Origin of the sequence: Streptomyces sp. CB01580 (assembly GCF_001905795.1) — a bacterium.
In the GTDB taxonomy this organism is placed as follows: domain Bacteria; phylum Actinomycetota; class Actinomycetes; order Streptomycetales; family Streptomycetaceae; genus Streptomyces.
Window position 1 is genome coordinate 187755 of sequence record NZ_LIXJ01000003.1, and the last position, 23750, is coordinate 211504.

Below are 23750 nucleotides of genomic sequence, written 5' to 3' on the forward strand. Positions count from 1 at the left end.
CCGTGTCCGGCGAACGGGCCCCGACGGGCAACGGGCGGGGCCCGGCCCGGTCCGAACGAAAGGTCCTAGTGGAAGGTGTGCTCGGCGGCCGGGAAGGCGCCGCCGACGACCTCTTCCGCGTACTCCTTCGCCGCGTCGCCCAGCACCTTGCGCAGATTCGCGTACTGCTTGGTGAAGCGCGGCATCCTGCCGCCGGTCAGTCCGACCATGTCGGTGTGGACCAGCACCTGGGCGTCCGTGTCCGGACCGGCGCCGATGCCGACGGTCGGGATGTGCAGGGTGCGGGTGATCTCGGCGGCCAGCTCGGCCGGTACGAGCTCCAGGACGACGGCGAACGCGCCCGCGTCCTGCACGGCCTTGGCGTCGCGCAGCAGCTGCTGCGCGGCCTCCTCGCCGCGGCCCTGCACCCGGTAGCCCATCGCGTTCACGGACTGCGGGGTCAGGCCGATGTGGGCCATCACCGGGATGCCGGCGTCGACCAGCAGCCGGATCTGCTCGTTGCTGCGCTCGCCGCCCTCCAGCTTGACCGCGCCCACACCGGACTCCTTGATCAGCCGGGTGGCGTTGCGCAGGGCCTGGACGGGACCCTCCTGGTACGCCCCGAAGGGCAGGTCGGCGACGATCAGCGCACGCCTGGTGCCTCGTACGACGGCGGCGGAGAGAACGGCCATCTCGTCCATCGTGACGGGCACGGTGGTCTCGTAACCGAGGTGGCAGTTGCCCATCGAGTCGCCGACGAGCAGGACCGGGATACCGGCCTCGTCGAAGACGGACGCGGTCATCGCGTCGTACGCGGTGAGCATGGGCCACTTCTCGCCGCGCCCGGTGGCGGCGGTGATGTCGTGGACGGTGATGCGGCGGGTGTTCTTGCCCCCGTACAGCGCCTTGCTGCTTTCGGTGGCGGCTCCCGCGTCGGATGTGGCGGAGGTGTTCCGCGCAGCCTGAAGCGACATGTGCCTACGGCTCCTTCGTCATCTCGAGGCGCCCTGACGGCGTCCCCGGACCGGTTCCATGGTGGCATCCCGTGCCCGCCCGCGGGAAGTGGGTCCGCACAAGCCCGTGTCGCGGGCACCGGCGCGGCGCGGCGCCCCGTCCCCGGCTCAGGACCCGCTCCCGGCGGGGAGTTTACCTATACGAGACGGTCTCGTATCGAATTCGGGTAGGCTCCCGGCCATGTCCATACCGTCGGGCGCTCGCACCGCCCTGCCCCAAGTCCCCGAGGCGGTCCACCGCCGCCGTTGGGCGATCCTCGCCGTTCTGATGTTCAGTCTGCTCATCGTGGTTCTGGACAACTCGATCCTGAACGTCGCGGTCAAGACCATCGCCAGTCCCGCACCCACCGGCATCGGTGCCACCCAGAGCGAGCTGGAGTGGGCCATCAACTCCTACACGCTCGTCTTCGCCGGGCTCCTGTTCACGGCGGGGCTGCTCGGCGACCGGGTCGGCCGCAAGAAGGTGCTGCTCTTCGGCATCCTCGTCTTCGGCGTCGGCTCGGCCCTGGCCGCCCTGTCCGGCTCGCCCGGTGAGCTGATCACCTGGCGTGCCGTCATGGGCTTCGGCGCCGCGTTCGTCATGCCGGCCACGCTCGCCGTCCTGATGAACGTCTTCGAGCGCGACGAGCAGCCCAAGGCCATCGGCATCTGGGCCGGCAGCGTCGGCCTCGGCATCGCGATCGGCCCGATCACCGGCGGTCTGCTGCTCGAACACTTCTGGTGGGGCTCGATCTTCCTCGTCAACGTTCCCGTGGTGGTCGTCGCCCTGATCGCGATGGTGCTGCTGGTGCCCGACTCCAAGGACCCGAAGCCGGGCCGGATCGACCCGCTCGGCGTCCTGCTCTCCGTCGTCGGCCTGGTCCTGCTGGTCTACGGCATCATCCGCGGCGGCGAACTCGGCGACTTCACGGACGCCGCGGTGCTCATCCCGATCGTCGGCGGTCTGGCCGTCCTGGCCGCGTTCGTGTGGCATGAGCGGCGCAGCAGCCACCCCGCCCTGGACGTCACGTACTTCAGGCAGCCGCCGTTCGCCGCGGCCGTCGCCGCCATCGCGCTGATCTTCTTCGCGCTGATGGGCGTGACCTTCTTCTCCGCGTTCTACATGCAGAGCGTGCGGGGCTGGACCGCGCTCCAGGCCGGTCTGCTGATCCTTCCGCTGGCCGCCGCCCAGATGGTCTTCGCGCCGCGCGCTCGGCTGGTCGTGGACCGGTTCGGCGCCCGCGCGGTGTGCACCGTCGGCCTGCTGATGGTCGCGTGCGGACTCGCGGCGTTCGCCCTGTTCGACGCCACCACACCGGTCTGGGTGCTGTGCGTGCTGTTCTTCGTCCAGGGCACGGGCATGGCGCACGTGATGACGCCGGTCACGGTCTCCGTGATGCAGACGCTGCCCCGGGAGAGGGCGGGCTCCGGATCGGCCGTCAACAACACGTTCCGGCAGGTCGGCGGGGCGCTCGGGATCGCCGTGCTCGGCTCGGTGCTGTCCACCGTCTACCGCGGCGGCATCGAGGGGCATCTCGACGCGCTCCCGGCCGGTGCCAGGGACGTGGCGGGCGAGTCGATCGAGGCGACGCTCGCCGTCGCGGAGAGAATGGGTCCCGCGGGTGCTCCGCTGGTCACGGCGGCGCACGACGCGTTCCTGGACGCCATGCACGTCACCGCCCTCTGCTCGGCCGGCGTCGCCCTGGTGGGGGCGCTCGTGGTCGCGCTGTTCCTGCCGGGCAGGGCGCCCGTCGGCCGGGCTCCCCGAGGGGCCGACGAGGAAGGGGCGTCCGTCCGTACGGGCCGGGGCGCGCCGGTGACGGTCACGGAGGACTGAGAAGAACGTCTCCGGAGTCCTCCGGGAACGAAGGACTCCGGAGGACCGGGAAGCGCCGCCCCGGGGACCGGCCCGGACCCCGGGGCGGCGAGGGCGGCACACCGGGGCGTCGTCGCCGTCGGCGAGAATCGGTGCGGCGGACGGTGCGGCGAGAGGTGGATGCACGTGACGGCACAGGCACAGGTACCGGACCGGGACCGCCCGGCCGGGAAGGATCCGGAACCGCGCAGGGGCCGGCCGCGCAGCGCGGCGGCCGAGCGGGCGATCCTGGATGCCGTCGTCGGGCTGCTGGAGGCCGGTGAGCCCCTTGCCGCGCTGTCCATCGAGCGGATCGCCAGGACCGCCGGGGTCGGCAAGGCGACCATCTACCGGCGCTGGAGCGGCAAGGAGGAACTCTTCGTCGACGTCCTGCGCGATATCGAGCCCCCGGAACCCGCCGTCTCCGGCACGGCCGGTCTCGACGACCTGCGGCTGCTGCTGGACTCGCTGCGCAGGCGCGGCCTCGCCCAGCGCTCCTCCGTCCTGCTCCACAACGTCTTCGCCCAGATGAAGAGCCACCCCAAGCTGTGGTCCGAGTACCAGTGCACGGTGATCGCGCCCCGCCGTACCGCCATGCTGGCCGCCGTGCGGCGGGCGGTCGACGCGGGCGAACTCCGCGCGGACCTGGACGTGGAACTCATGAACGACCTGTTCCTCGGGCCCATGCTCGTCCGCACCATCCACCGGCCCGACGCGCCCCTGCCCGAGGACCTCGCCGACCGCATCATCCGCACCCTGAGCGAGGGGCTGGCGCCGGCCCGCCCCTGACCGGACCGGTCCCATGGACGGCCACGGCGACGGCGTCCGCGCCCGGAGCCTGTGAGGGTGAAGCCGGACTGGGGAGACCGGGGGGGACCGGGGGAGTGAGCGGGACCGTACCCGTGGACTGTGATCGTTCTGTCACAAGCCCCGGCGGAACCCGCCCCGTCGGAACTCATCGGCCCCCGCCCTTCGTCCTTGTGGCAGTACCACCGTCGTGGACGGTCGGGAACACCCCGCGCATCGCCTAGGGTCGGGAGCGCGGCGACACGTACGGCAAGGCAGTGAGGACAGCGCGATGGTGCAGGCGTACGGAGCGGACACCGGGAACGACCGCGCGGAGGCGCGGAGCACCGGGCCCCGTGTCCGGGACCTGCGCGACCGGTGGAGCCGGGCCAGAGGCATCTGGCGGCGCGGTGTCGTCCTGGCCGTCTGCTCGGTCCTCATGACCCTCGTGATGGTCTTCCACGCGCAGATCCCGAACGCCGTCGGCAACCTGGGCAGCCTCACCGAGACGTTCCTGCCGTGGATCGGCGTGCTCGTCCCGCTGCTGCTGGTCCTGGCCCTGGTACGCCGCTCGGCGACCGCGCTGATCGCCCTGCTGCTGCCGGTCGCGGTCTGGCTCAACCTGTTCGGCGGTCTGCTCACCGGCAAGTCGGCCGAGGGCGGCGACCTCACCGTGGCCAGCCACAACGTCAGCGCCGACAACCCCGACCCCGCGGGCACCGCCCGGAAGGTCGCGGGCTCCGGCGCCGACGTCATCGCCCTGGAGGAACTGCCGAACGACGAGGTGGCGAAGTACGAGGCGGCGCTCGCCGACCGCTACCCGTACCACTCGGTGCAGGGCACCGTCGGCCTGTGGAGCAAGCACCCGATGCGCGACGCCCGGCCGGTCGACATCAAGATGGGCTGGCCCCGGGCACTGCGTGCCACGGTGACGACGCCCGGGGGCGACGTCGCCGTCTACGTCGCCCACCTGCCGTCCGTGCGCGTCAAGCTGCACGCCGGGTTCACCGCCAACCAGCGCGACAACAGCGCCGACACCCTGGGCGAGGCCATCGCCGACGAACGGCTCGACCGGGTGATCCTGCTCGGCGACCTCAACGGGACGATGAACGACCGCTCGCTCAACGCCGTCACCTCGCAGTTGCGGTCCACCCAGGGCGCGGCGGGCGACGGCTTCGGCTTCAGCTGGCCGGCGTCCTTCCCGATGGCGAGGATCGACCAGATCCTCGTGAAGGGCGTCGAGCCGGTGTCCTCGTGGACGCTCCCGGCGACGGACAGCGACCACCTCCCCATCGCGGCGCGCGTCCGGCTCTGACGCGCACTCGCTCCCGGCCCGCCCGGACCCGGACCCGGCCTCGGATCCGGGTCCGGGTCCGGGCGGGGCCGCATCGGCTCACCGGCATCGAGGCACGGCGACGACGCACCACGGCTCACCGGAGCACTGCCCGCCTGCCGGGTCCGTGGACGACGGGGCCGCCGCTGCCGGGCCGGTCGTCGCCGGCCCGCCCACGACGGCCCGCCGTCCCGTCGCTCAGACCGATTCGCGCCACCGGTTGGTGATCGGCAGACGACGGTCCTTGCCAAAGCCCTTCGGGGAGATCTTCGTGCCCGGCGGGTACTGCCGCCGCTTGTACTCCGCCGTGTCCACCATCCGCAGGGTCCTCGCGACCAGCGCCTCGTCGAAGCCCGCCGCGACGATGTCGGCCAGCCCCCGGTCCTGGTCGACGTACAGTTCCAGGATCCGGTCCAGCACGTCGTAGTCGGGCAGCGAGTCCGTGTCGACCTGGTCCGGGCGCAGCTCGGCGCTGGGCGGCTTGGTGATGGACGCCTCCGGGATCGGCGGGGTCTGCCCGCGTTCCTCGGCGGCGCGGTTGCGCCACTTCGCGAGCCGGAAGACCGACGTCTTGTAGACGTCCTTGATCGGCCCGTACGCCCCGACCGAGTCGCCGTACAGCGTCGAGTAGCCGACCGCCAGCTCGGACTTGTTGCCCGGCGCGAGGACGATCTGGCCCTCCTGGTTGGAGACCGCCATCAGCATCGTGCCGCGCAGCCGGGACTGGAGGTTCTCCTCGGCGAGACCGGCGAGCCCCAGCGACTCCATGTAGGCGTCGAACATCGGCTCGATCGGTACGGTGCGGAAGTTCAGCCCGGTGCGGCGGGCCAGTTCGGCCGCGTCGCCCTTGGAGTGGTCCGAGGAGTACTTCGACGGCATCGAGATGCCGTACACGTTCTGCGCGCCCAGCGCGTCGCAGGCGATGGCCGCGACCAGCGCCGAGTCGATGCCGCCGGACAGCCCGATCAGCACACTGCGGAAACCGTTCTTCGCGGCATACGCCCGCAGGCCCACGACCAGCGCCGAGTACAGCTCCTCGTCGTCGTCGAGCCGCTCGGCGTATCCCCCGGCCAGCTCCGGCTCGTACGCGGGGAGGGGGTCCTCGGAGAGCACCAGGCGGTCGATCCGCAGCCCGTCGTTCACCACGCCCGACGCCGCGTCGGCCCCGGTCGCGGCGGCCGGCAGGTCCAGGTCGAGGACCACGCAGCCCTCGGCGAACTGCGGGGCACGGGCGATCACCTCGCCGTCGCGGTCGACGACGATGGAGTCGCCGTCGAAGACCAGCTCGTCCTGGCCACCGATCATCGCGAGGTACGCGGTGGTGCAGCCGGCCTCCTGGGCCCGCTTGCGGACCAGCTCCAGCCGGGTGTCGTCCTTGTCCCGCTCGTACGGAGAGGCGTTGATGGACAGCAGCAGCCCCGCGCCCGCCGCCCGCGCGGCCGGCACCCGGCCGCCGTCCTGCCAGAGGTCCTCGCAGATCGCCAGCGCCACGTCCACGCCGTGCACCCGTACCACCGGCATCGAGTCGCCCGGCACGAAGTAGCGGAACTCGTCGAAGACGCCGTAGTTCGGGAGGTGGTGCTTGGCGAAGGTCATCGCGACCTGCCCGCGGTGCAGCACGGCGGCGGCGTTCTGCGGGGCGCCCGCCGGCTGGCCGTAGCGCGGCTGGGCCGTCTCGGAACGGTCGAGGTAGCCGACGACGACCGGCAGCTCCCCGAGCCCCTCCGCGTCGAGCCGGGCGGCGAGCGTGCGCAGCGTCCGGCGCGACGCCTCGACGAAGGACGACCGCAGGGCCAGGTCCTCGACGGGGTAGCCGGTCAGCATCATCTCGGGGAACGCCACCAGATGGGCGCCCTGTTCGGCGGAGTGCCGGGTCCAGTGGACGATCGCCTCGGCGTTGCCGGAGAGATCACCGACGGTCGAGTCGATCTGATTCAGTGCGAGACGTAGTTGAGGCACGCGCACCAGTGTAATCGTCTGACTGACGCGATGTCCCGGCGGGGAGCGCGGGCGCCGCCGGGCACCCGCCGGGGCGAGAGGCGCGGCGGGGTCCGCGGGGATCAGCGGAGGTAGCCGAGGACCGTCATCATGCCCACGTCCGAGTGGTAGATGTTGTGGCAGTGGAGCATCCACAGGCCGGGGTTGTCCGCCTCGAACTCCATCGCAACGGAACTGTTCGGCCGGACGATCGCGGTGTCCTTGCGCGCCCACTGCCACTCGCGCCGGTGCGACGCGCGGTGCGCCGGACCCGACGTCCCCACCAGGCCGAACGAGTGCCCGTGCAGATGGACGGGGTGCCACATCGAGGTGATGTTGAAGAACTCCAGCCTCACGCGCTCGCCCGCCGCGACCGGGCGGCGCCGGTCCGGCGAGTACGGCTCGTGGTCGAAGCCCCAGTCGTACGCCTTCATCGTGCCGGTCAGCTTGTACCGGATGGTCCGGTCGGGCTTCCGGGCGGACAGGGCCACGGACGGGTGCGGCGACAGCTGCGTGGCCTCCACCAGCTTCCCGTTCAGCTCCTTGGGCCGCACATGGGCGGCGGGCGGTGTGCCCATCCCGGTGCGCAGCAGGGCCAGGGCCGTCGCCCGCTTGCCCTCGGCGAGCGCGGTCAGCGGGAACACCCCGTCCTTGGCGGTGACGATCACGTCGTAGCGCTCTCCCATGCCCAGCACCAGGGCGTCCGTCGTGGTGTGCTGGACCGGGTAGCCGTCGGTGTGGGTGATCGTCATCCGGTGGCCGCCGAGTGCGACCCGGAAGGCGGTGTCGCCGCCCGCGTTGATGATGCGCAGCCGGATGCGTTCGCCGGGCTTGGCGAGGAAGGTGGTGGGGGCCTTGGGGACGCGGCCGTTGATCAGGTAGTGCGGGTAGTCGACGTTGCCGCCGTGGCTGTCGAGCAGTTTGCTGAAGCCGTGCCGCATGATCCGCGAGGGTCCGGAGCGCCGCCCGGGGGAGCCGGGCGAGCCGGAGGGGCCGCCGCGCCGGGTGTCGTCCGCGTCGTTCTTGCCGTCCGTCTCGTCCGCCCTGCCCTCCTCGTCCGTCTCGTCCGCCCCGTGGGTGCGCTCCATGGAGCCGTGGCGCTTTCCGCTGTGGTCCATGCCGCCCCGGCCGCCGCTCAGCTCGTCGAGCACCGCGTCCGGGGTGGAGCCGCCGACTCCGTCGACCCAGTCGTCGAGGACGACGACCCATTCCTTGTCGTACTTCAGTGTCTCCTTCGGGTCCTCCACGATCAGGGGCGCGTACAGCCCCCGGTCCTGCTGGACGCCCGTGTGCGGGTGGAACCAGTACGTCCCCGGGTGCGGCACCTTGAAGCGGTAGGAGTACTCCTCGCCCGGCTTGATCGGCCGCTGCGTGAGGTCGGGGACGCCGTCCATGTCGTTGCGCACGTTGAGGCCGTGCCAGTGCAGCGTGGTGGCCTCCGGGAGGTGGTTGGCGAGCGTGACCGTTACGTTGTCGCCCACCGTGAACCGCAGCTCCCGGCCGGGCAGCCGGGCCTCGTAGGCCCAGGAACCGACGACGAGGCCGCCGCCCAGGTCCAGGCGGGACGGGGTGGCGGTGAGGTGGAACTTCCGGTGGGGACCGGAGCGTCGTTCGGCCTCGGCTTCGGCGACCTCCTTCCCGTCGGGGGAGACGTACTCGTCCCAGGACTTCCCGTGGTGGGGGATTCCGTGGCTCGCGCTGCCGCGCTCCGGGCCGCCGGCGTTCGCGCCACCGCTCTGCGGGGCGCGGCGGTCCGGGTCGGATTCACCGGAGCAGGAGGCCAGGAACGCCGTACCGGCGGTGGCGGCGGCCGCGCCGAGCACGGCGCGTCGGGTGGGTGGAGTGCGCATGACGGAGAGCACCTCGAGGTGTTGTCGGTACGGCGGGCTGCTGGGGAGGGGGGAGGTGCCCCTTCTCTATGCACAGCACCGGCGACGGCGCGCGGAGGGCCGGACCGGGCCGGGGGACCGGCCACGGCATCGACGGCATCCGCGCCGCGACACCCGCGAGGAGGTGGGCGATCCCGATGAGCAGCGCCACGAACAGAGACAACTGTCCGTATGTCGCACATCTACTCAGGGTCATGTCGGGCACCTTACCCCGGTTGGGTACCCCCCGCGCGGGGAGGCGCGTCCGGATGCGTGGGAGGGCGGACGGGATGCGAGGAAGCCCGGCAGGCCTGTGAGGAAACGTATCGGCACGGGTGCGCGCTCCCGGCCGGGGCGAGGCGTACGGGCGGCTGCTCGCCCGCTCGGCGGGGCGGGCACGCAGCGGCCCGGCGACCCCGTGGGGCGGGGTGCCGGGCCGTCGAACACGAGTCCAGGACGCGTGTGGTGCGTGGACCCGTCAACCGCGTGCGTACACCTTCTCCATCCAGCAGGCGAGCTGCTCGTCGGAGAGGTGCCGCGCCAGGTCGGCCTCGCTGATCATGCCGATCAGTTTCTTGTTCTCGACGACCGGAAGCCGACGGATCTGGTGGGTCTGCATCTCCTCCAGGACCATGTCCACGCTCGCGTCGGAATCGATCCAGCGCGGGGTGCCGTGGGCGAGGTCGCCCGCGGTCACCCTCGACGGATCGCGTCCCTCCGCCACGCAGCCGAGCACGATGTCGCGGTCCGTGAGGATGCCGATCATCCGGTCCTGTTCGCCGCTGGCCGAGATGGGCAGCGCGCCCACGTGATGCTCGCGCATCAGCTGCGCGGCCCGGTCCAGCGTCTCGTGCGCGGGGATCCAGGTGGCCCCGGTGTGCATGATGTCCTTCGCAGTGGTCATGAGGGATTCCTCCTGCGTGCCGACGGGCATGCCGTTCACTCCCGAGAACATCCATCGTCGTACGTCCGTTCGGGGTATGCGACCGCTATAGCCCGTTCGGGTGTATTCGGGGTCCGGAGGGAACCGCCGGGTCCAGGCGTCGAAGTGCCGTCGCACGGCAGGTGGCACTTCGACGCCGGAGCCCGGGGCCGTTCATGACCGGGGCTTCGCCCCGCGCGCCTCCAGCATCGCGGCCATCGCGTCCAGCTCGGACCGCTGGGCCTCCACCATCCCCTGGGCCAGCCGTTTCTCCGCCCCGACCGTGCACAGCCGGACGCAGCCGCGGGCCATGTCGACACCGCCGCGGTGGTGGTCGCTCATCAGCCGGAGGTAGAGGACCTCGGCGTCCCTGCCGCCCGCCGCGCGGAGCCGGTCCAGTTCGGCCCGGGTGGCCATGCCGGGCATGAGGGAACCGTCGCGGGGCGGGTGTCCCGCGTGCCCGGCGTGTCCCGTGAGGCCCCCGTGTCCTGCGTCCCCCGTGTGTCCCGGGTGGCCGTCCGTCATCCAGGACATCGGCCCCTGCCCGCCCGGGGCCGTCTTCGGCAGCTCCCACAGGTCCAGCCAGCCGAGCATCATGCCCCGCTGATTGGCCTGCGTGTTGGCGATGTCGTACGCGAGGAGGCGCACCTCCTCGTCCCGGGTGCGATCGCGCACGATGAAGGACATCTCCACGGCCTGCTGGTGGTGGGCCGCCATGTCCCGGGCGAACCCGGCGTCCGCGGAGTCCGCCCCGGGCACGCGGAGGGCGGTGGGGGAGTGGGTGCCCCTCGCCCCGCCGCCACGGGCTCCACCGTCCCGGGCCCCGTCGTCCCGGGCGGAGGCGACCGTCGCCGCCCCCGCGAACAGCAGCGCGAGCAGCGCGGCGGAGCCCGCCGCCCGTACTGCCACGCGCCGGTCGCGCCGTACCCCGGTCACGAGGCCCCCAGCCCGCCCGAGCACGTCGCGCCGGGCTCGGGCGTCTGCGGCCCCTGCACGAACGCCGAGAAGAACCGGTCGACCCGCGGGTCGTCGGCGCCGTCCACCGTCAACTGGTTGCCCCAGGCGGTCAGCATGATCGCGCCGTCCTGGCCCTCGTACGGGCTCATCAGCGAGTACGGCGTCCTGCCGACCCGCGCGGCGAGCTCGGCGACGTCGGCGTCCGCGGCCCTGTTCGTGTACGTCACCCACACCGCTCCGTGCTCCAGCGAGTGCACGGCGTTCACATCGGGGATCGCCTTCTCGTACACCTCGCCGTCGCAGTTCATCCACACGGGGTTGTGGTCACCGCCGACCGGGGGCTTCATGGGGTACGCGACGGGCCCGTCGACGTGGTTGCGGGTCAGCTTGGACGCGTCCCACGTCCTCAGCCCCCGGATCGGCCCGTCGGCGGACCCGCTGCGCCCCGGCCCGTCCGGCCCCGGATCGTTCCGGCCCGCTCCGTTCCGGTCCGGCGCGGGTGCCTTGGCGTCGTCCGCCCGGACGCTCCGCTCGTTCTCCGACGCCTCGGACTCGTTCAGCAGGGTGTACGAGCCGAACCCGACCAGGCCGACGACGACGAGGACGCTCAGGCCTATGGCCGTGACACGGGTGCGGCGGTCACGCGAGCGGTCGGCGTCGCGCGTCTGCTCCGGGCGGGTCCGAGGGTCGAGGCTCATGTCGTCGGGTCCTTCTGCGAGGAAGCGGGAAGGGACGGAAAAGACCGGGAAACCGGCACGCCCCGGGCCGCCGCCGAGCGGCTCCGCCCCACGCGTGCCATGGGCGCAGATCGTAGTGGGTGGCCGGGTGCTCCATCTCACTCCAGGTGCGTAATCTGGGTGAAATCCCGGGTCGTGATACTGGAGCTCCTCCCCTACCCCGGGCGGTGGTGCACAGACCGTCTGAACTGCAAGGATGTGGCTATGGACAAGCAGCAGGAATTCGTCCTCAGGACGCTTGAGGAGCGCGACATCCGCTTCGTACGGCTGTGGTTCACCGACGTCCTCGGCTACCTCAAGTCCGTCGCCGTGGCCCCCGCCGAACTGGAACAGGCGTTTGACGAGGGAATCGGCTTCGACGGCTCCGCCATCGAAGGCTTCGCCCGGGTGTACGAGTCCGACATGATCGCCAAACCCGACCCGGGCACGTTCCAGATCCTGCCGTGGCGCGCGGAGGCACCCGGCACGGCCCGGATGTTCTGCGACATCCTGATGCCCGACGGTTCGCCGTCCTTCGCCGATCCGCGCTACGTCCTGAAGCGGATCCTCGCCAAGACCTCCGACCTGGGCTTCACCTTCTACACTCACCCGGAGATCGAGTTCTTCCTGCTGAAGGACAAGCCCGTCGACGGCAGCCGGCCCACCCCCGCCGACAGCTCCGGGTACTTCGACCACACCCCGCAGAACGTCGGCATGGACTTCCGGCGCCAGGCGATCACCATGCTCGAATCCATGGGCATCTCGGTCGAGTTCAGCCATCACGAGGGCGCCCCCGGCCAGCAGGAGATCGACCTGCGGTACGCGGACGCGCTCTCCACCGCCGACAACATCATGACGTTCCGCCTCGTGATGAAGCAGGTCGCGCTGGAGCAGGGCGTGCAGGCGACGTTCATGCCGAAGCCGTTCTCCGAGTATCCCGGTTCGGGCATGCATACGCACCTCTCCCTCTTCGAGGGCGACCGCAACGCCTTCTACGAGTCGGGCGCGGAGTACCAGCTCTCCAAGATCGGCCGCTCGTTCATCGCCGGCCTGCTCAACCACGCCGCGGAGATCTCCGCCGTGACGAACCAGTGGGTCAACTCCTACAAGCGCATCTGGGGCGGCTCCTCCCGCGCCGCGGGCGCCGGCGGCGAGGCTCCCTCGTACATCTGCTGGGGCCACAACAACCGTTCCGCGCTGATCCGCGTCCCGATGTACAAGCCCGGCAAGACCGGTTCGGCCCGCGTCGAGGTCCGCTCCATCGACTCCGGCGCCAATCCGTACCTGACCTACGCGGTCCTGCTCGCCGCGGGCCTCAAGGGCGTCGAGGAGGGCTACGAACTCCCGGCCGGCGCCGACGACGACGTCTGGGCGCTGTCCGACGCGGAGCGCCGCGCGATGGGCATCGAGCCGCTGCCGCAGAACCTGGGCGAGGCGATCTCGCTGATGGAGAAGAGCGAACTGGTCGCCGAGACGCTCGGCGAGCACGTCTTCGACTTCTTCCTGCGCAACAAGAAGCAGGAGTGGGAGGAGTACCGCAGCGAGGTCACCGCCTTCGAGCTGAAGAACCTGCTGCCGGTGCTGTAGGAGCTGGTCGGCGCAGTCGCAGCGTCTGTACGCGGCCCTCGGGCCGACGGGTGTCGCACCCTCGGCCCGAGGCCGTTCGCGGCACCTTCTCGGTCAGCGGGGCGGGCAGGTGGTTCACCCCCGAGCCGATGAGGGCCGCCATGGCCACATGGACCGGTAGCAGGCATTCGGTGGAAGGGAACTGACGTAGCGTCATACTCTTCGCCGGACAGTGAACCGGGCGAAGGGCATCGTCAGGCGCCGCTGGTGGGGTAGTGTGACGCCTCCCCGTACGGGACCGACCAAGGAGGTGAGACCCATCAACGCTGTGTCAGACCGGGTGCTCACCTCGCACGACCGCGTGGCCGACCCGACATAATCGGCCGCGGAGCGCCCATCGGCTTCCCCGAAAGGCCCCGCCGCATGTCGGTTCACGTTTCGTCGCACGTCGTCTCCTCCATCGTCACCACACTCCGCGCCGCCGGCTGCGTATTCGCCGAGGACGAGGCGGATCTGCTCGTCTCCGCGGCCACCGACCACGCCGGGCTCGCCGCGATGGTCGAACGACGGGCCGCCGGGCTGCCCCTGGAACACGTCCTCGGCTGGGCCGAGTTCGGCGGCCTGCGGATCGACGTGGACCCGGGGGTCTTCGTCCCCCGCCGCCGCACCGAGTTCCTGGTCGAACAGGCGGTCGCACTCGCCGCGCCCGGGGCGGTCGTCGTCGACCTCTGCTGCGGGTCGGGCGCGCTCGGCGCGGCGCTTGCCGCGGCCATGGACGGGATCGAACTGCACGCGGCCGATGTCGAACCCGCCGCCGTGCGCTGCGCCCGCCGCAACATCGGCGACGCGGGACGGGTCCACGAGGGCGACCTCTTCGAACCGCTCCCCGGCACCCTGCGCGGCCGGGTGGGGATCCTGCTCGCCAACGTGCCGTACGTACCGACGGACGACGTCGAACTGCTCCCCGCCGAAGCCCGTCTCCACGAACCACGCGTGGCGCTCGACGGGGGCGCCGACGGCCTGGACGTGCTGCGGCGCGTCGCCGCCGAGGCCCCGCGCTGGCTCGCCCCCGGCGGGCACCTCCTGGTCGAGACGAGCGAGCGGCAGGTGCCCCGGGCCGAGGAGACCGTCGCCCGCGCCGGTCTGGTCCCGCGCGTGGTCACCCGCGACGAGCTGTGCGCCACCGTCGTCATCGCGACCCGGCCGGGCGCCCCTGCCGCGCCTCCGGCGTTGTCGTCGGTTGCCGACGCTCCTTCCCCGAGCTCTCAGCTGCTTTCGAGCAGGGGAGACCCCATCCGACTCCCTCTTCCGCCTTGGATGCGGAGGTCCCGGACACCGCTCCTTCTCCCACTGCCAATCGTGGACGAGGTCGTTAGGCTCGGAACGCTGGATCGTGTATGGGCGGCGAGCAGGAGAGCACGGAAATGACGACGGCGCCGGGGCGCAGAAGCAGCACGTTCACCCGACTGCTGCGGCACGGATTCACCGATCCCTCCGTCGCCGAGCGTCACCTCGACCTGCCCGCGCTGTCGTCCGTGCGCACCGATCCGGTGCTCCTCGACGCCCTCGGCGCCACCGCCGACCCGGACCTCGCGCTGCGCGGGATGGCCCGACTGGTGGAGGCCCAGGACGGGGAGGAGCGGCAGGCCCTGCTGGACACCCTCGTCACCGCCAAGCCGTTGCGGGACCGGCTGCTCGGGGTCCTCGGCGCGTCCGAGGCGCTCGGCGACCATCTGGTCCGCCATCCGCGCGACTGGCACGCGCTCGTCACGTACGAGGCCACCGATCTGCACCCCGGGATCGCCGAGTTCGAGCGGGAGCTGGCCGGGGCCGACGACCCCGACTCGCTGCGCGTCGCCTACCGCCGGTGCCTGCTGGCCATCGCGGCGCGCGACGTGTGCGGGACGACGGACGTCACCGAGACGGCCGCCGAGCTGGCCGACCTGGCCACGGCGACGCTGCGGGCCGCGCTCGCCATCGCCCGTACGGCCGCGCCCGAGGACGACGCCCGGTGCCGGCTTGCCGTCATCGCCATGGGCAAGTGCGGCGGGCACGAGCTGAACTACGTCTCCGACGTCGACGTCATCTTCGTCGCGGAACCGGCCGACGGCGTCGACGAGGGCGTGGCGGTGCCGGCCGCCACCCGGCTGGCCGCGCACATGATGCGGATCTGCTCCGACACGACCGTCGAGGGCACCATCTGGCCCGTCGACGCCAACCTCCGGCCCGAGGGCCGCAACGGGCCCCTCGTACGGACCCTGTCCTCGCACCTCGCGTACTACCAGCGCTGGGCCAAGACCTGGGAGTTCCAGGCGCTCCTGAAGGCCCGGCCGGTGGCCGGGGACCCCGAGCTGGGTGCGGAGTACGTCGAGGCCGTCTCCCCGCTCGTGTGGCAGGCGTCGGAGCGCGAGAACTTCGTCGCCGACGTGCAGAGCATGCGCCGTCGCGTCGTCGACAACATCCCCGCCGACCGCGTCGACCGCGAGATCAAGCTCGGCCCCGGCGGGCTGCGGGACGTCGAGTTCGCCGTGCAGCTGCTCCAGCTGGTGCACGGCCGCAGCGACTCCGCCCTGCGCAGCGGCACGACCCTGGAGGCCCTGCGGGCGCTCGCCGCGGGCGGCTACGTGGGCCGGGTGGACGCCGCGCAGCTCGACGACGCGTACCGCTTCCTGCGTGTCATGGAGCACCGCGTCCAGCTCTACCGGCTGCGCCGCACCCATCTGGTCCCGGAGGACGAACCGGACCTGCGGCGGCTCGGACGCTCCCTCGGGATGCGCACGGACCCCATCACCGAGCTCAACCAGACGTGGCGGCGCCACACCTCCGTGGTGCGACGGCTGCACGAGAAACTCTTCTACCGGCCGCTGCTCGACGCCGTCGCCCAGCTCGCCCCCGGCGAGTCCCGGCTCAGCCCCGAGGCGGCCCGGCACCGGCTCGTGGCCCTCGGGTACGCCGACCCGGCCGCCGCGCTGCGGCATCTGGAGGCGCTGTCCTCCGGGGTGTCCCGCAAGGCCGCCATCCAGCGCACCCTGCTGCCGGTGCTGCTCGGCTGGTTCGCGGACTCCGCCGACCCCGACGCCGGTCTGCTCGGCTTCCGCAAGGTGTCCGACGCCCTGGGCAAGACCCCGTGGTACCTGCGGCTGCTGCGGGACGAGGGCGCGGCGGCGGAGAACCTCGCCCGGGTGCTCTCGGCCGGCCGGCTCGCCCCGGACCTGCTGCTGCGGGCGCCGGAGGCGGTGGCGATCCTCGGCGACCCGCAGGGCCTGCGGCCGCGCGGGCGGGCGCACCTGGAGCAGGAGGTGCTGGCCGCCGTGGGGCGGGCGGACGGCGCCGAGTCGGCCGTCGCCGCGGTGCGCGGGGTGCGGCGGCGCGAGCTGTTCCGTACCACCGCCGCGGACCTCATCAGCTCCTACGGGACGGAGGAGCGCCCCGCCGAGGAGGATCCCGGCGCCCTCGTCGACCGGGTCGGCGACGCGGTCACCGATCTGACCGCCGTCACGATCGCGGGCGCCCTGCGCGCCGCCGTGCGCGAACAGTGGGGGGACACCCTGCCCACCCGGTTCGCGGTCATCGGCATGGGCCGGTTCGGCGGGCACGAACTCGGCTACGGCTCCGACGCCGACGTGCTGTTCGTCCACGCGCCGCGCGAGGGCGTCGACGAGCAGGAGGCGGCACGCGCCGCGAACACGGTGGTCGCCGAGATGCGCAGGCTCCTCCAGCTCCCCACCGCCGACCCGCCGTTGCTCATCGACGCGGATCTGCGCCCGGAGGGCAGGAACGGCCCGCTGGTGCGCACGCTCGGGTCGTACGGGGCCTACTACCGGCGCTGGTCGCTGGTCTGGGAGAGCCAGGCGCTGCTGCGGGCCCTGCCGGTGGCCGGCGACGAACAACTGGGCCGCGACTTCATCGAGTTGATCGATCCGCTGCGCTATCCGATGGAGGGGCTGGGGGAGGACGCGGTCCGGGAGATCCGCCGCCTGAAGGCCCGGATGGAGTCCGAGCGGCTGCCGCGCGGCGCGGACCCGACGCTCCACACCAAGCTGGGGCGCGGCGGGCTGAGCGACGTCGAGTGGACCGTCCAGCTGATGCAGATGCAGCACGGCTGGTCGGAACCGGGGCTGCGGACGACGCGGACGCGCGAGGCGCTGGCCGCCTCGTGCGCCGCCGGGCTGATCCCGACCGAGGACGCGCAGACGCTGGACGAGGCATGGGTGCTGGCGACGCGGGTCCGCAACGCGGTGATGCTGGTGCGCGGCCGGCCGGGCGACACGTTCCCCTCCGGCCCGCGCGAACTCACCGCGGTGGGACGCTACCTGGGGTACGAGCCGGGCCATGTCGGGGACATGCTGGACGACTACCGCAGGATCACCCGCCGGGCGCGCGCGGTGATGGAGGAGCGCTTCTACGGGGCGTGAGGCGGCCCCGCGCCCCTCCCGGCGACGCCCGCGGATGCCGTCCGCCGTCGCAGGGGCGGCTCCGCGGGCCGTGCGGTGGGGCCGTGCTACGGGGCGTGGGACGGGGCCGCCGCGGACCGGCCCGCGGCCAGCAGCGCGCGGCAGTGTCCGATGAACGCCTCCAGAGCCAGCTCGAACGCCGCGTCCGCCCGGCCGGGTCCCACCGCCTCCAGCGCCCGGGCGAGGCGGGGCGTCGCGCTCTCGTCGGGCAGCTCCCACATCGCCTCGGGCGCCGCCAGGTCCAGGGCCGAACCCAGCACCAGGTTCTCCAGGGCGGTGATCACCGCCATCACCTCGGCCGTGGCGAACCCGACGCCCGTCAGCAGCCGTACCGCGTGCTCGTACTGCTCCAGGACCTTCGGCGCGCGCACGGGTGACGTCGTCAGCAGCGGGATCGCGCGCGAGTGGGCAGCGAACGCGGCGCGGCAGGAGAGGGCCCAGGCCGTCAGTGCCGCGTCCCACGGCTCCGGGCGGGCCCGGCGTTCAGGCCGCGGGCGGGAACGCCGGCCGGGGCACCCCGGCCGCGGCCCGCACCGCCCGGGGGAGGCGGTGCGGCAGCGACCCGTACCAGACGTACGAGACCGCGAAGCCGAAGGTCAGGCACAGCAGACCGCCCAGCGCGTCCAGCCAGAAGTGGTTGGCGGTCGCCACGATCACGACCAGGGTGGCCGTCGGGTACAGCAGCCCCAGGATGCGGGCCCAGGGCGCGGAGACGAGCGCGAAGACGGTCAGGCCGCACCAGAGCGACCAGCCGATGTGCATCGAGGGCATGGCCGCGTACTGGTTCGACATGTTCTTGAAGTTGCCCGAGGCCATCGAACCCCAGGTGTGGTGGACCAGGACGGTGTCGATGAAGTGGCCACCCGTCATGAGGCGGGGCGGCGCCAGCGGGAACAGGTAGTAGCCCAGCAGCGCCACGGCCGTGGTCGCGAACAGAGTCAGCCTGGCCGCCGCGTAACGGCCCGGGTGACGGCGGAACAGCCACACCAGGACGCCGAGGGTCACGACGAAGTGCAGGGTCGCGTAGTAGTAGTTCATCGACACGATCAGCCATGTCACGGAGTTCACCGCGTGGTTGACGGTCTGCTCGACGGCGATCCCCAGGTGCTTCTCGACCGACCAGATCCAGTCGGCGTTGCGCAGCGCCTGGGTCTTCTGCTCCGGAACGGCGTTGCGCACCAGGGAGTAGACCCAGTAACTGACCGCGATCAGCAGCACTTCGAACCAGAGGCGCGGACGGCGCGGGGAGCGTGCCCGCACGAGTGCCATCCGGCGCCGGGTACGCGTGTACAGGGGACGTGGCTCTGCCTGGCCGGACTCCTGCCGCTCGGTGTCCCGCTCCGCGTTCACGGTGCGGGCCGCCCCGCCCACGGTGGGTGACGGGGTGGCATCCGGTCGGGCCTCCTGCGATGTCACGCGCGATTCACCCATAGGCACAGAGTCTGCCAGAAATGTTTCCCCACCCGATCATCTTCCCATCGGTGGGGAGACGCTCCCCTGCCGGGGGCGACGGGCGTGGGCGAAGCGGGATCAGGGGCGGTCGGGCGCCGCCGGCAGGGCCCCGGCGGACGGCGTCGCGGAGGGGGCCGGTCCGGGACCCGCCGCCGTCGAGCCGCGGACCACCAGCTCGGGCATGAAGACGAACTCGCTGTGCGGGGCCGGTGTGCCGCCGATCTCCTCCAGGAGCGTGCGTACGGCGGCCTGGCCCATCGCCGTCACCGGCTGACGGATCGTGGTCAGCGGCGGATCGGTGAACGCTATGAGCGGCGAGTCGTCGAAGCCGACCACCGACAGATCGCGCGGCACCTCCAGCGACAGCCGACGGGCGGCGCGGATCGCGCCGAGCGCCATCATGTCGCTCGCGCACACCACCGCCGTGCACCCGCGCTCGATCAGCGCCGACGCGGCGGCCTGCCCGCCCTCCAGCGTGAACAGCGAGTGCTGGATCAGCTCCTCCGTCTCGTCGGGCCCGGCCTCCAGCTGTTCCCGCATGACGGCACGGAAGCCCTCGATCTTGCGCAGCACCGGCACGAACCGCTTCGGGCCGACGGCCAGACCGATCCGCTGATGCCCCAGCGACACCAGATGCGTCACCGCGAGCCGCATCGCCGCCCGGTCGTCCGGTGAGATGAACGGTGCCCGCACCTCGGGGGAGAAGCCGTTGACCAGGACGAACGGGACGCCCTTGGCGCGCAGTTGCTCGTAGCGCCGCATGTCGGCCGAGGTGTCCGCGTGCAGCCCGGAGACGAAGATGATGCCGGACACCCCGCGTTCGACGAGCATCTCGGTCAGCTCGTCCTCGGTGGAACCGCCCGGGGTCTGGGTCGCCAGCACCGGGGTGTAGCCCTGCCGGGTCAACGCCTGGCCGATGATCTGGGCCAGCGCCGGGAAGATGGGGTTCTCCAGCTCGGGCGTGATCAGCCCGACCAGTCCCGCGCTGCGCCTGCGCAGCCGCACGGGGCGTTCGTAGCCGAGGACGTCGAGCGCGGCCAGAACGGATTCGCGGGTGGCCGCCGCAACACCGGGCTTGCCGTTCAGCACGCGGCTGACCGTCGCTTCGCTGACCCCCGCCTGAGTTGCGATATCGGCAAGCCGTGCGGTCATGGAAGTGGACTGTACCGGGCGTATGTCGGATTGCCCACCATCGGCCGGAGTTGGACACTCGCGCCCGGCCGGACCCCGGGGGACCCGCGCGGGCCGCCCCCGCCCCCGTGCTCCGGCGATACGAGGGCGCCCCGCCCGCATGACGTCCGGCGCCCCGCCCGCATGACGTCCGGCGCCCCGCCCGCACGACGTCTGGCGCCGCGCCCGCAGGCTGTCCGGCCTGCCGGACGTGTCCGTTCCGGCCGGCACGGCAGAAAGATCTTGCAAGGGCTTGCGATCCCCCGTCCGGCACCCGGTCGGGCCGCCGAACGGTTGCGATCGCGTGCGCTGGGCCGCCTCTGCAAGGTTTTCCGCTCCTCGTCAAGAGGTTTGACGGCAACCGTGAGGACACGCGAATGTAACGATCGTTGGCCTTTGCAGAAATATCCTGCAAACTCTTTCGGTCCTCTTTCATCCTTGTTACGTTCCACGTCGACCCGGCGCCGCGACGGAGCGGTACGGCAGTTGAAGGAGTTCAGATGCGACGTGGCATAACGGCCACCGCCCTGGTCGCGGCCCTGGCGCTCGCGGCGACCGCCTGCGGCAGCGATGACGAGAACGGCGGCACGAGCAAGGGCTCGGGCGAGCTGTCCGGCACGGTGACGTGGTGGGACACCTCCACCGCGGGCAGCGAGGACAAGGTCTTCAAGAAGCTCGCCGAGGACTTCACCAAGGAACACCCGAAGGTCCGCGTCAACTACGTCAACGTGCCCTTCGGCGAGGCGCAGAACAAGTTCAAGAACGCGGCCCAGTCCGGCTCCGGTGCCCCCGACGTCATCCGCTCCGAGGTCGCCTGGACGCCCGAGTTCGCCGACCTCGGCTACCTCGCCCCGCTCGACGGCACCTCCGCGCTGAAGAAGCCGGACGACTTCCTGAAGCAGGCCGCCGCGTCCACGAAGTACAAGGACAAGACGTACGCGGTGCCGCAGGTCATCGACTCCATGGGCATCTTCTACAACAAGAAGATCTTCAAGGAGGCCGGGGTCGAGGTCCCCAAGACCGTCGACGAACTCAAGAGCGTCGCCGAGAAGATCAAGGACAAGACCGGCAAGACGGGCATGTACCTGCGCGGTGACGACGCGTACTGGTTCCTGTCCTTCCTGTACGGCGAGGGCGGCGACATGGTGGACGCCGGGAACAACACCGTCACCATCGACAACGCCCAGGGCGTCAAGGCGATGAAGGTCGTCAAGGACCTCGTCGACTCCGGTGCGGCCAAGACGGACGCCACGGACGGCTGGGAGAACATGCAGGCGTCCTTCAAGGACGGCAAGGTCGCCATGATCATCAATGGCCCGTGGGCCGTCGCCGACACCTACGCCGGCAAGGAGTTCAAGGACAAGGCCAACCTGGGCGTCGCCCCGGTCCCGGCCGGCTCCGTTGCACAGGGTGCCCCGCAGGGCGGCCACAACCTGGCCGTCTACGCCGGCTCCAAGAACCTCGACGCCTCCTACGCGTTCGTCGAGTACATGACCTCCGCCGAGACCCAGGCCAAGGTCACCAAGGAGCTGAGCCTCCTGCCGACCCGCACCTCCGCCTACGGCATGAAGGACGTCGTCGACAACGAGATCGTCGGCTTCTTCAAGCCCGTCGTCGAGACCGCCGTCGAGCGGCCCTGGATCCCCGAGACCGGCAGCCTCTTCGCGCCGCTCGTCACCGAGTACACCAAGGTCCTCACCGGCCAGACCACGCCGGAGAAGGGCGTGAAGACCACCGGCGACTCCTACCGCAAGCTCCTCAAGGGCTGGAAGTAACAGGAAGGCAGGCCGGCTGATGGCTGTCCACACCGGCCAGTCGGTGGCGAAGGCCGCGGACGACGACGTCGTCCGCGGCCGGAGCCGCGGCACTGGCAACCCTCCGCCGCCGAGCAGGCTCCGGCGGGCGCTGTCGACCCACTGGTACGCCTGGGCCATGGTCGCCCCGGTCGTCGTCGTGATCGGCGTCATCATCGGCTACCCGCTGGTCCGCGGGATCTACCTGTCGATGACCGACGCGGACGAACGCAACGTCGCACGCTCCATCGGCGTCAACCACATGCCCGCCACGTACGAGTTCGTCGGCCTGGACAACTACGCCGACGCGCTCACGGGCGATCAGTTCCTCGGCACGCTCGGGTGGACCCTGGTGTGGACGGTCTCCTGCGTGGCCATCACCTTCGCCCTCGGACTGGCCCTCGCCAACATCCTCAACCGCAGGATCGCCGGGCGCTCCGCGTACCGGATGGCGCTCATCCTGCCCTGGGCCATCCCCGGATTCGTCTCCGTCTTCGCCTGGCGGTTCCTCTACAACGAGGACCGCGGGCTGCTCAACAAGATCCTCTCCGGTGCCGGGTTCGACGGCATACCCTGGCTGAACGACCCCGCCTGGGCGAAGCTCTCCGTCATCGCCGTCAACGTCTGGCTCGGCGTGCCGTTCATGATGGTCGCCCTGCTCGGAGGGCTGCAGTCGATCCCCGCCGAGCACTACGAGGCCGCCGAGATGGACGGCGCCACCGCCTGGCAGCGCTTCCGCCACATCACCCTTCCCGGGCTGCGGCCGGTCTCCACCACGGTGGTCCTGCTCTCCACCATCTGGACCTTCAACATGTTCCCGGTGATCTTCCTGCTGACCCGCGGCGGACCCGGCGAGGCCACGCAGATCCTGGTCACCCAGGCGTACAAGTTCTCCTTCGAGATCAGCCCGCGCGACTACGCGCAGTCCTCCACCTGGGGCGTGCTGATCCTCGTGCTCCTGCTGCTCTTCGCCGCCGTGTACCGGCGCGTCCTCCGCACCCAGGGAGACGACTGGTGACCACCGCCCCCGCCCCCGCCCCCGCGACGACCACCGCACGCCGCCCCGCCCGCAAGGCCCGGCCGCGCGGCGAGCGCGCGCCGATCGCCTCCGTCGGACTGCACCTCACGCTCCTCGTCGCGTCCGTCATCGCCGTCTTCCCCGTGCTGTGGGTCCTGCTCACCTCGCTGAAGCCGGCCGCGTACGCGACCACCACCGACTTCTTCAAAGAGACGACGTTCGAGAACTACACGAACCTGATCCGGGACACGAAGTTCCTCACCTGGTTCGGCAACTCCCTGCTCATCGCGGGACTCACCACGCTCCTCGGCGTCATCGTCTCCGCCTCCACCGGCTACGCCGTCAGCCGCTTCCGCTTCCCCGGCAAGCGCGGACTGATGTGGACGCTGCTGGTCACCCAGATGTTCCCGGTCGCCGTCCTCATCGTGCCGATCTACAACATCATGTCCGGCATGGGCCTGCTGAACCAGCCCGCCGGCCTCGTCATCACCTACCTCACCATCTCGGTGCCGTTCTGCGCCTGGATGATGAAGGGCTTCTTCGACACCATCCCGCGCGAGATCGACGAGTCGGGACAGGTCGACGGCCTCACCCCGTTCGGCACCTTCTGGCGGCTCGTGCTGCCGCTCGCCAAGCCCGGCCTCGCCGTCACCGCGTTCTACTCCTTCATCACCGCGTGGGGCGAGGTGGCGTACGCCTCCGCCTTCATGGTCGGCGAGGACAACCTCACCCTCGCCGGCGGCCTCCAGCTGTTCGTCAACCAGTACGGGGCCCAGTGGGGAGCGATGACCGCCGCGTCCGTGCTCATCGCGATACCCGCCGCCCTGGTCTTCCTCTTCGTCCAGCGCCATCTGGTCACCGGCATGTCCGCCGGAGCCGTCAAGGGCTGACCGGCCGCACCACGTCACCGCG

The 23750-nt window shown here is 71.5% G+C and carries 16 protein-coding genes and 2 pseudogenes; 9 read left to right on the forward strand and 9 right to left on the reverse strand.

The features are described from left to right. Window positions 1–65: 65 nt before the first annotated feature. Window positions 66–953, reverse strand: coding sequence for a 3-methyl-2-oxobutanoate hydroxymethyltransferase (gene panB / locus AMK22_RS05930; protein WP_073782166.1), 888 nt, complete (start codon window positions 951–953; stop codon window positions 66–68). Between the two features lie 220 nt (window positions 954–1173). Between panB and AMK22_RS05935 the strand changes: the two genes are divergently transcribed. The 3 genes from AMK22_RS05935 to AMK22_RS05945 all read left to right on the forward strand — a co-directional run bounded on the left by AMK22_RS05935 (window position 1174) and on the right by AMK22_RS05945 (window position 4927). After that, a complete protein-coding gene (locus AMK22_RS05935; protein ID WP_073782167.1) occupies window positions 1174–2808 on the forward strand; it encodes an MFS transporter in 1635 nt (544 codons plus the stop codon). A 159-nt stretch (window positions 2809–2967) separates the two neighbouring features. After that, on the forward strand, window positions 2968–3615 hold the full coding sequence (locus tag AMK22_RS05940) for a TetR/AcrR family transcriptional regulator (protein ID WP_073782168.1): 648 nt from the start codon (window positions 2968–2970) through the stop codon (window positions 3613–3615). Between the two features lie 289 nt (window positions 3616–3904). Then, complete coding sequence (locus tag AMK22_RS05945) at window positions 3905–4927, forward strand: endonuclease/exonuclease/phosphatase family protein (protein WP_075806949.1); 1023 nt, start codon at window positions 3905–3907, stop codon at window positions 4925–4927. Window positions 4928–5143: 216 nt separating this feature from the next. On the opposite strand, the gene AMK22_RS05950 is transcribed toward AMK22_RS05945, so the two are convergent. The 5 genes from AMK22_RS05950 to AMK22_RS05970 form a co-directional block, all read right to left on the reverse strand. Continuing rightward, window positions 5144–6904 (reverse strand): NAD+ synthase, encoded by a 1761-nt coding sequence (locus AMK22_RS05950; RefSeq protein WP_073782801.1) that lies wholly within the window; start codon window positions 6902–6904, stop codon window positions 5144–5146. Window positions 6905–7005: 101 nt separating this feature from the next. Next, window positions 7006–8772 carry a multicopper oxidase family protein gene (locus AMK22_RS05955; protein WP_073782803.1) on the reverse strand — a complete coding sequence of 589 codons (1767 nt, stop codon included), beginning with the start codon at window positions 8770–8772 and terminating at the stop codon, window positions 7006–7008. A gap of 496 nt (window positions 8773–9268) precedes the next feature. Further along, window positions 9269–9694 carry a CBS domain-containing protein gene (locus AMK22_RS05960; protein ID WP_073782805.1) on the reverse strand — a complete coding sequence of 142 codons (426 nt, stop codon included), beginning with the start codon at window positions 9692–9694 and terminating at the stop codon, window positions 9269–9271. 192 nt (window positions 9695–9886) lie between these two features. After that, a complete protein-coding gene (locus tag AMK22_RS05965; RefSeq protein ID WP_073782807.1) occupies window positions 9887–10648 on the reverse strand; it encodes a DUF305 domain-containing protein in 762 nt (253 codons plus the stop codon). Continuing rightward, a complete protein-coding gene (locus tag AMK22_RS05970; RefSeq protein ID WP_073782169.1) occupies window positions 10645–11367 on the reverse strand; it encodes a DUF3105 domain-containing protein in 723 nt (240 codons plus the stop codon). The genes AMK22_RS05965 and AMK22_RS05970 overlap by 4 nt, the downstream gene beginning before the upstream one ends. A 243-nt stretch (window positions 11368–11610) precedes the next feature. Between AMK22_RS05970 and glnA the strand changes: the two genes are divergently transcribed. From glnA to AMK22_RS05985, 3 genes and pseudogenes are all read left to right on the forward strand, one after another. Then, complete coding sequence (gene glnA / locus AMK22_RS05975) at window positions 11611–12972, forward strand: type I glutamate--ammonia ligase (protein WP_073782170.1); 1362 nt, start codon at window positions 11611–11613, stop codon at window positions 12970–12972. A gap of 402 nt (window positions 12973–13374) precedes the next feature. Next, window positions 13375–14157 (forward strand): annotated as a pseudogene (locus tag AMK22_RS05980) (putative protein N(5)-glutamine methyltransferase); the annotation flags it as partial. 218 nt (window positions 14158–14375) lie between these two features. After that, a complete protein-coding gene (locus AMK22_RS05985; RefSeq protein WP_073782171.1) occupies window positions 14376–17366 on the forward strand; it encodes a bifunctional [glutamine synthetase] adenylyltransferase/[glutamine synthetase]-adenylyl-L-tyrosine phosphorylase in 2991 nt (996 codons plus the stop codon). Window positions 17367–17452: 86 nt separating this feature from the next. On the opposite strand, the pseudogene AMK22_RS05990 reads toward AMK22_RS05985, so the two are convergent. The 3 genes and pseudogenes from AMK22_RS05990 to AMK22_RS06000 form a co-directional block, all read right to left on the reverse strand. Continuing rightward, window positions 17453–17869: pseudogene (locus AMK22_RS05990) on the reverse strand (TetR/AcrR family transcriptional regulator C-terminal domain-containing protein); the annotation flags it as partial. A gap of 19 nt (window positions 17870–17888) precedes the next feature. Beyond that, window positions 17889–18836 carry a phosphatase PAP2 family protein gene (locus AMK22_RS05995; RefSeq protein WP_079185944.1) on the reverse strand — a complete coding sequence of 316 codons (948 nt, stop codon included), beginning with the start codon at window positions 18834–18836 and terminating at the stop codon, window positions 17889–17891. 99 nt (window positions 18837–18935) lie between these two features. Further along, window positions 18936–20009: a LacI family DNA-binding transcriptional regulator gene (locus AMK22_RS06000; RefSeq protein WP_073782172.1), complete on the reverse strand. Its 1074-nt coding sequence runs from the start codon at window positions 20007–20009 to the stop codon at window positions 18936–18938. A 518-nt stretch (window positions 20010–20527) separates the two neighbouring features. Here AMK22_RS06000 and AMK22_RS06005 point away from each other — a divergent pair. The 3 genes from AMK22_RS06005 to AMK22_RS06015 are packed head-to-tail and all read left to right on the forward strand — an operon-like array spanning window position 20528 to window position 23728. Further along, window positions 20528–21802, forward strand: coding sequence for an extracellular solute-binding protein (locus AMK22_RS06005; protein ID WP_073782173.1), 1275 nt, complete (start codon window positions 20528–20530; stop codon window positions 21800–21802). 19 nt (window positions 21803–21821) lie between these two features. Beyond that, window positions 21822–22838 (forward strand): carbohydrate ABC transporter permease, encoded by a 1017-nt coding sequence (locus AMK22_RS06010; RefSeq protein ID WP_073782174.1) that lies wholly within the window; start codon window positions 21822–21824, stop codon window positions 22836–22838. After that, the gene (locus AMK22_RS06015; RefSeq protein ID WP_443333277.1) at window positions 22832–23728 is read left to right on the forward strand and encodes a sugar ABC transporter permease; all 897 of its coding nucleotides are present in this window, start codon (window positions 22832–22834) and stop codon (window positions 23726–23728) included. The genes AMK22_RS06010 and AMK22_RS06015 overlap by 7 nt, the downstream gene beginning before the upstream one ends. Window positions 23729–23750: the final 22 nt, after the last annotated feature.

Bases quoted from the DNA above. Each gene is read 5' to 3' on its own strand.
- AMK22_RS05955 (WP_073782803.1), bottom strand. From the start codon at position 8,772: ATGCGCACTCCACCCACCCGACGCGCCGTGCTCGGCGCGGCCGCCGCC.
- AMK22_RS05935 (WP_073782167.1), top strand. From the start codon at position 1,174: ATGTCCATACCGTCGGGCGCTCGCACCGCCCTGCCCCAAGTCCCCGAG.
- AMK22_RS05970 (WP_073782169.1), bottom strand. From the start codon at position 11,367: ATGAGCCTCGACCCTCGGACCCGCCCGGAGCAGACGCGCGACGCCGAC.
- AMK22_RS05995 (WP_079185944.1), bottom strand. From the start codon at position 18,836: ATGGGTGAATCGCGCGTGACATCGCAGGAGGCCCGACCGGATGCCACC.
- AMK22_RS06000 (WP_073782172.1), bottom strand. From the start codon at position 20,009: ATGACCGCACGGCTTGCCGATATCGCAACTCAGGCGGGGGTCAGCGAA.
- AMK22_RS06010 (WP_073782174.1), top strand. From the start codon at position 21,822: ATGGCTGTCCACACCGGCCAGTCGGTGGCGAAGGCCGCGGACGACGAC.
- AMK22_RS06005 (WP_073782173.1), top strand. From the start codon at position 20,528: ATGCGACGTGGCATAACGGCCACCGCCCTGGTCGCGGCCCTGGCGCTC.
- AMK22_RS05940 (WP_073782168.1), top strand. From the start codon at position 2,968: ATGCACGTGACGGCACAGGCACAGGTACCGGACCGGGACCGCCCGGCC.
- panB (WP_073782166.1), bottom strand. From the start codon at position 953: ATGTCGCTTCAGGCTGCGCGGAACACCTCCGCCACATCCGACGCGGGA.
- AMK22_RS05985 (WP_073782171.1), top strand. From the start codon at position 14,376: ATGACGACGGCGCCGGGGCGCAGAAGCAGCACGTTCACCCGACTGCTG.
- glnA (WP_073782170.1), top strand. From the start codon at position 11,611: ATGGACAAGCAGCAGGAATTCGTCCTCAGGACGCTTGAGGAGCGCGAC.
- AMK22_RS05960 (WP_073782805.1), bottom strand. From the start codon at position 9,694: ATGACCACTGCGAAGGACATCATGCACACCGGGGCCACCTGGATCCCC.
- AMK22_RS05945 (WP_075806949.1), top strand. From the start codon at position 3,905: ATGGTGCAGGCGTACGGAGCGGACACCGGGAACGACCGCGCGGAGGCG.